Below are 5,903 nucleotides of genomic sequence, written 5' to 3' on the forward strand. Positions count from 1 at the left end.
CCGGCCCCCGCGTCGGTCGCGCCCCACACCCCCCCCGCCCCCCCCCCCTGGGGCGCCCGCCCCCCCCCGCCCCGGGGGGGGGGGGCCCGGGCGCCCCCCCGCGCCCGCGCCGTGGGCCGGCGACGCGGGCGCGGGTGCGCGCCGGGGGCGCACCGGGCGAAGATTCCTTCGAGAGAACCGATGAGTTCCCGGCGGGAGCGCGGTCCACCCCTCGTAACGACACCGCGCGCCGGCGCACGGCCCGCCGAGGGCCGCGCCATGACGAGAACGGATGACGACATGCCTCAGATGATCTTCGTGAACCTGCCGGTGAAGGACCTCGCGGCGACCAGGGCCTTCTGGAGCGAGCTGGGCTTCTCCTTCAACGAGCAGTTCTCCGACGAGAACGCCGCCAGCCTGGTCCTCAGTGACACGATCTTCGTCATGCTGCTGACCGAGCGGCGCTTCAAGGACTTCACCAAGAAGGACATCGCCGACGCGCGCACCACCACCGAGGCGATCCTGGCGCTGAGCGCCGAGAGCCGTGAGAAGGTCGACGAGCTCGCCGACGCGGCGCTGGCCGCCGGTGGCCACCCGGCCAACGACCCCACGGACTACGGCACCATGTACGGCCGTTCCTTCCAGGACCCCGACCACCACCTGTGGGAGGTCATCTGGATGGACCCGTCCGCCGTCCAGGGCTGAGCGGACCGCCGGCGGGCGGCGGTCCGGCCGCCGCCCCGGTGTCCCTCAGCGCTGGAGCGCGGGCTCGGCCGCCCGCCGGACCGCCGGCCGGTCCGCGGGCCCGGCGGTGCGGACCGGGAACACCGGCACCGACACCTCCTCGTCGTCCAGGCAGCGCCCCGTCTCCAGGTCGAAGCGCTGCTTCAGCAGGGGCGACGCCACGAACGGCCGGCCCGCCGCCGAGCCCAGCAGGCCCCGGGACAGGACCTGGGCACCGGTGAACGGGTCGCGGTTGCCGATGGCGTACAGCCGCCCAGCGCGGTCGCGGAACAGGGCCGCCTGGTCGCCGCCCGGGAGCAGGGCCGCCATGCCGCGCCCCGGGGTCAGCAGCGACGCGTCGCAGATCGGCAGCCAGGTGCCGAGGTGGAAGAGTTCGAGCATCATCGGGCGGAAACACCTTCCAGGGTGAGAATGGTCAGGTCGGGCTTGATCTGGCCGCGCTCCGGCACGAACCGCACCGACGGGTCGGGCGCGTCCGGGGCGTTCACGAAGGAGACGAACCGGCTCAGCCGCTCCGGGTCGTTGAGGGTCTCGGCCCACTCGTCCTTGTAGCCGGCCACATGCGCGGCCATCTGCGACTCCAGCTCGTCGCACAGGCCGAGCCGGTCGTGCACGATCACGTCGCGCAGGTGGTCCAGCCCGCCCTCCAGCCGCTCCAGCCACGTCGAGGTGCGCTCCAGCCGGTCGGCGGTACGGATGTAGAACATCAGGAACCGGTCGATCAGCCGGATCAGCTCGGCGTCCGACAGGTCCTGGGCGAGCAGGTCGCCGTGGCGCGGGCTGGCGCCGCCGTTGCCGCCCACGTACAGGTTCCAGCCGTTGGCGGTGGCGATCACGCCGAAGTCCTTGGACTGGGCCTCCGCGCACTCCCGGGCGCAGCCGGAGACGGCCGACTTGAACTTGTGCGGGGCGCGCAGGCCCCGGTAGCGCATCTCCAGGTCGATGGCCATCCTGACCGAGTCCTGCACGCCGTACCGGCACCAGGTCTGGCCCACGCACGACTTCACCGTACGCAGCGCCTTGCCGTAGGCGTGGCCGGACTCGAAGCCGGCGTCCACCAGCCGGGCCCAGATCGCCGGAAGCTGGTCCACCCGCGCCCCGAACAGGTCGATCCGCTGACCGCCGGTGATCTTGGTGTAGAGGCCGAAGTCCCGCGCCACCTCCCCGATCACGATCAGCTTGTCCGGGGTGATCTCACCGCCCGGGATGCGCGGCACGATCGAGTAGGACCCGTTGCGCTGCATGTTCGCCAGGAAGTGGTCGTTGGTGTCCTGGAGCGCCGCGCGCTCGCCGTCGAGGATGTAGTCGCTGTTCAGGCTGGCCAGGATGGAAGCCACGGTCGGCTTGCAGATCTCGCAGCCCTCGCCGCCGCGGGCCTCGTCGCGGCCGTGCGAGTCGAGCAGTTCGGCGTACGAGCCGAAGCGCATCGTGCGGACGATCTCGTACAGCTCGCTGCGGCTGTGGGGGAAGCAGCCGCACAGGCCGCTGTCGGCGGGCTTGGGCAGCAACTGGCCGATCACCTTGACGCAACTGCCGCAGCCGGTACCCGCCTTGGTGCACTTCTTGACCTCGGGCAGTGACGAGCAGGCGCGGATGGCGCCCTTGGTGACGTTGTGGCAGGAGCAGATGATCGCGTCGTCGGGCAGGGCGGACGGCCCCAGCGCCACCGGGGCGCCCGCCCCGGCCGGCAGGACGAGCTGCTCGGGGGCGACCGGCGGCTTCGTGCCGGTCATCGGCCGCAGCATGCCGTACGCCTCGGCGTCCCCGACCAGGACACCGCCCAGCAGTACTCCGTCGGCGTCCACGACCAGCTTCTTGTAGACGCCGGAGCGCGAGTCCGAGTAGACGACGTCCAGACAGCCGTCGGCCGTGCCGTGCGCGTCACCGAAGGAGGCCACGTCCACACCGAGCAGCTTGAGCTTGGTGGACATGTCCGCGCCGGTGAAACCGTTCGTCTCCTCCTCGGCGATCGACGCGGCGGCGGTCAGCGCCATCTCGTAGCCGGGCGCCACCAGGCCGTACACCCGGCCGTCCGCCGCCAGCGCGCACTCGCCGATCGCGTACACCGCCGGGTCGGAGGTGCGGCACCGCTCGTCGACGGCGATGCCGCCGCGTTCGCCCACGCTCAGACCGCACGCGCGGGCCAGCTGGTCGCGGGGTCGCACCCCGGCCGAGAAGACCACCATGTCGGTCTCCACCGTGGAACCGTCCGAGAGGGCCATGCCCGTCACGACACCGTCGGGGGCGATGACCTCCTGGGTGCCGGTGCCGGTGTGGACGACCAGCCCCATGTCCTCGATCGTGCGCAGCAGCGCCGCGCCACCGCCCTCGTCCACCTGGACCGGCATCAGCCGGGGCGCGAACTCCACGATGTGGGTGTCCAGGCCCAGCCCCTTGAGCGCGCCGGCCGCCTCCAGGCCGAGCAGCCCGCCGCCGACCACCGCGCCGGTGCGGGCGGTCCTGGCGTACTCCTCGATGGCCAGGACGTCCTCGATGGTGCGGTAGACGAAGCAGCCGGTGGCGTCCTTGCCGGGCACCGGCGGGACGAACGGGTACGAACCGGTCGCCAGTACCAGGGTGTCGTAGGCGACCGTCAGCCCCGACCGGGCCGTGACCGTCCGCGCCTCGCGGTCGACCGACTCGGCCGGGTCGCCCAGGCGCAGTTCGATCCCGTGCCGCGTCATGAAGTCCCCCTCCACCATGGAGAGTTCCTCGGGCGTGCGGCCGTCGAAGTACGAGGTGAGCCGGACCCGGTCGTACGCCGCGCGCGGTTCCTCGCAGAGCACGACGATCCGGGCCCGCTCCGTGACGCCCCGGTCGGCGAGCGCCTCCAGGAAGCGCTGGCCGACCATGCCGTGGCCGACGAGGACGATTGTGGGCAGGTGGGCCATGTCAGAAGCCTCCGTCGTGGGTGAGCAGGTGGAGCAGGGGCGCGTGCGGGAGGGCCTCGTCGCCCTCCCAGGCCCGGGCGAGCGCCCCGACCGCGCCGAGATCGCCGAGCAGGACGCCCCCGACCAGCCGGTCGCCGCGCACGACGACCTTGCGGTAGGCGCTGCGGGTGGCGTCGGTCAGCCGCACGGTGTCGTCGCCGGGCCGCTCGGTCGCCTCGCCGAACGCCGCCAGTTCCAGGGCGTCCATGCTCAGCCGGGTCAGCGCGCGGGTGCCGCGGTAGGCCGTGGTACCCCCGGACAGCAGGTCCGCCAGGACATCGGCCTGTTCCAGGGCCGCGCCCGCCAGGCCGTAGAGCCGGCCCGCGTGCTCGGCGCAGTCGCCGATGGCGTGGATACGGGGATCCGAGGTGCGCAGCCGGTCGTCGACGACGATTCCGCGCCGCACGTCCAGCCCGGCCGCCAGGGCCAGGCCGGTGCGCGGCCGCACCCCGCAGGCCAGGACGACGACATCCGCGTCGAGCACGAACCCGTCGGCCAGTTCCGCCGCCCGTACCGCGCCGTCCTCGCACCGCAGCCCGCGCACCCGGCACTCGGTGTGCACCTCCACACCGAGCTCCACCAGGTGGCGGCGCAGCAGTCCCGAGGCGTGCGCGTCGAGCTGGCGTTCCATCAGGTGCTCGCCCTGCTGGGCCAGCATCACCTCGGCGCCCCGGGCCGCCAGCGCGCGGGCCGCCGACACGCCCAGCAGGCCGCCGCCGATCACCACCGCCCGCACCCCGGGACGTACCCGGGCGTCCAGCGCCAGGCAGTCGTCGAGCGTCCGGAACGCGTACACCCCGGACGGCAGCCGGTCACCGCCCAGGCCGCGCAGCGGCGGCAGGACCGGGTTCGAGCCGGTGGCCAGCACCAGCCGGTCGTATGCGACCGCCGTGCCGTCCGCGCAGCGCACCACCCGGGCCGCCCGGTCGATGGCGGTCACCCGCGTCCCCCGCCGCACCGGTCCACCGCGTGGTGACGGCAGGGCGATCACCTCGGGCCCGTACCGGCCGGCCAGGACGTCCGCGAGCAGCACCCGGTTGTACGGGGCGTGCGGCTCCTCGCCGAGCAGGGTGACGGGCAGCCGCTCGGCGAGGCGTGCCCCCGCCGTACCGCCGCCGACCACCACGATGCGTGAACTCATGTCCAGCAGCGTGCGTCGGCGGTGTTACCCGGGCGCACCGGGTGTGTTACCCGCGCGGAAAGCCGCCCTCAGCGGGCGCCCGGGCCGGGTGTGAGGGGGACGGGCCCGGCGACCGCCCCGGTGGCCCGCGGCCGGGGCGGCGGCCCGGTGCGGCCCGGGGATCCGCGGCGGCCTCGAGGGCGGCTCGAGGCCCAGGCGTTGCCATGGACGGCGCGGCCGCCCCCTCCATAGGGTCGTGATCATGCCTGACATATCGCTGACCGTCCTCGTCCTGCTCTGCCTGGCCGCGTTCGCGGCCGGCTGGATCGACGCCGTGGTGGGCGGTGGCGGCCTGCTGCTCCTGCCCGCGCTGCTGCTGGGCCTGCCGCAGGCCCCGGCGGCGTACGTCCTCGGCACGAACAAGGCGGTGGCCATCGTCGGTACCACGGGCGCCGCCGTGACCTACGCGCGCAGGGCGCCGGTGGACGTGCGCACGGCGGTACGGATCGGGTTGACGGCCCTGGCCGGTTCCATGGGCGGGGCCTTCTTCGCCGCCGGGATCAGCAGCGAGCTGCTGCGGCCGGTCACCATGGTGGTGCTGCTGGGCGTCGCGGCGTTCGTCATCCTGCGTCCGTCCTTCGGCACCGGCGAGGGCGGGCGGCCGGTCACCCGGGCGCGGGCGCTGGCGGCGATCGTGCTCGTCGGCGGCGGGATCGGGTTCTACGACGGGCTCTTCGGTCCGGGTACCGGCACCTTCCTGGTGCTGGCGCTCACCGCCGTCCTCCACCTGGACCTGGTGACCGCGTCGGCCACCGCCAAGATCGTGAACGTGTGCACCAACGCCGGGGCGCTCGCGATGTTCGCCCACCAGGGCACGGTGCTGTGGCAACTGGCGGCGCTGATGGCCGTCTTCAACCTGACGGGCGGGATGCTGGGTGCGCGGACGGCGCTGCGCAAGGGGTCCGAGTTCGTCCGCGGGGTGCTGCTGGTGGTGGTCTTCTCGCTGGTCGCCAAGCTGGCGTTCGACCAGTGGGCCTAGTCTTCTGAGTCAGGAATTCTGTTTAGATATGAGGCGAGGCGTTCGAGGATCTCGTCCGCCGTCTTGGTCCAGACGTAGGGCTTGGGGTCGG

5 protein-coding genes are annotated in these 5,903 nt (G+C 73.4%); 2 read left to right on the forward strand and 3 right to left on the reverse strand.

Annotated features, from left to right (window positions below):
• The first annotated feature begins 279 nt into the window (after nucleotides 1–279).
• Nucleotides 280–684 carry a VOC family protein gene (locus tag AB0H53_RS28905; protein WP_362119565.1) on the forward strand — a complete coding sequence of 135 codons (405 nt, stop codon included), beginning with the start codon at nucleotides 280–282 and terminating at the stop codon, nucleotides 682–684.
• Between the two features lie 45 nt (nucleotides 685–729).
• Here the strand turns inward: AB0H53_RS28905 and nirD are convergent, their stop codons facing one another.
• Genes nirD through AB0H53_RS28920 form a run of 3 tightly spaced genes read right to left on the reverse strand, consistent with a single transcriptional unit; the run spans nucleotide 730 to nucleotide 4,794 of the window.
• Nucleotides 730–1,107 carry a nitrite reductase small subunit NirD gene (nirD, locus tag AB0H53_RS28910; protein WP_362119567.1) on the reverse strand — a complete coding sequence of 126 codons (378 nt, stop codon included), beginning with the start codon at nucleotides 1,105–1,107 and terminating at the stop codon, nucleotides 730–732.
• Nucleotides 1,104–3,614, reverse strand: coding sequence for a nitrite reductase large subunit NirB (gene nirB, locus AB0H53_RS28915; RefSeq protein WP_362119570.1), 2,511 nt, complete (start codon nucleotides 3,612–3,614; stop codon nucleotides 1,104–1,106). Before nirB ends, nirD begins: the two co-directional genes overlap by 4 nt.
• 1 nt (nucleotide 3,615) lies before the next feature.
• On the reverse strand, nucleotides 3,616–4,794 hold the full coding sequence (locus AB0H53_RS28920) for an FAD-dependent oxidoreductase (protein ID WP_362119573.1): 1,179 nt from the start codon (nucleotides 4,792–4,794) through the stop codon (nucleotides 3,616–3,618).
• Between the two features lie 241 nt (nucleotides 4,795–5,035).
• Between AB0H53_RS28920 and AB0H53_RS28925 the strand changes: the two genes are divergently transcribed.
• Nucleotides 5,036–5,812, forward strand: a complete 777-nt coding sequence (locus AB0H53_RS28925; protein WP_362119576.1) for a TSUP family transporter — start codon at nucleotides 5,036–5,038, stop codon at nucleotides 5,810–5,812.
• Nucleotides 5,813–5,903: the final 91 nt, after the last annotated feature.

The organism is Streptomyces sp. NPDC050856, from assembly GCF_040653855.1.
Classification (GTDB): Bacteria; Actinomycetota; Actinomycetes; order Streptomycetales; family Streptomycetaceae; genus Streptomyces.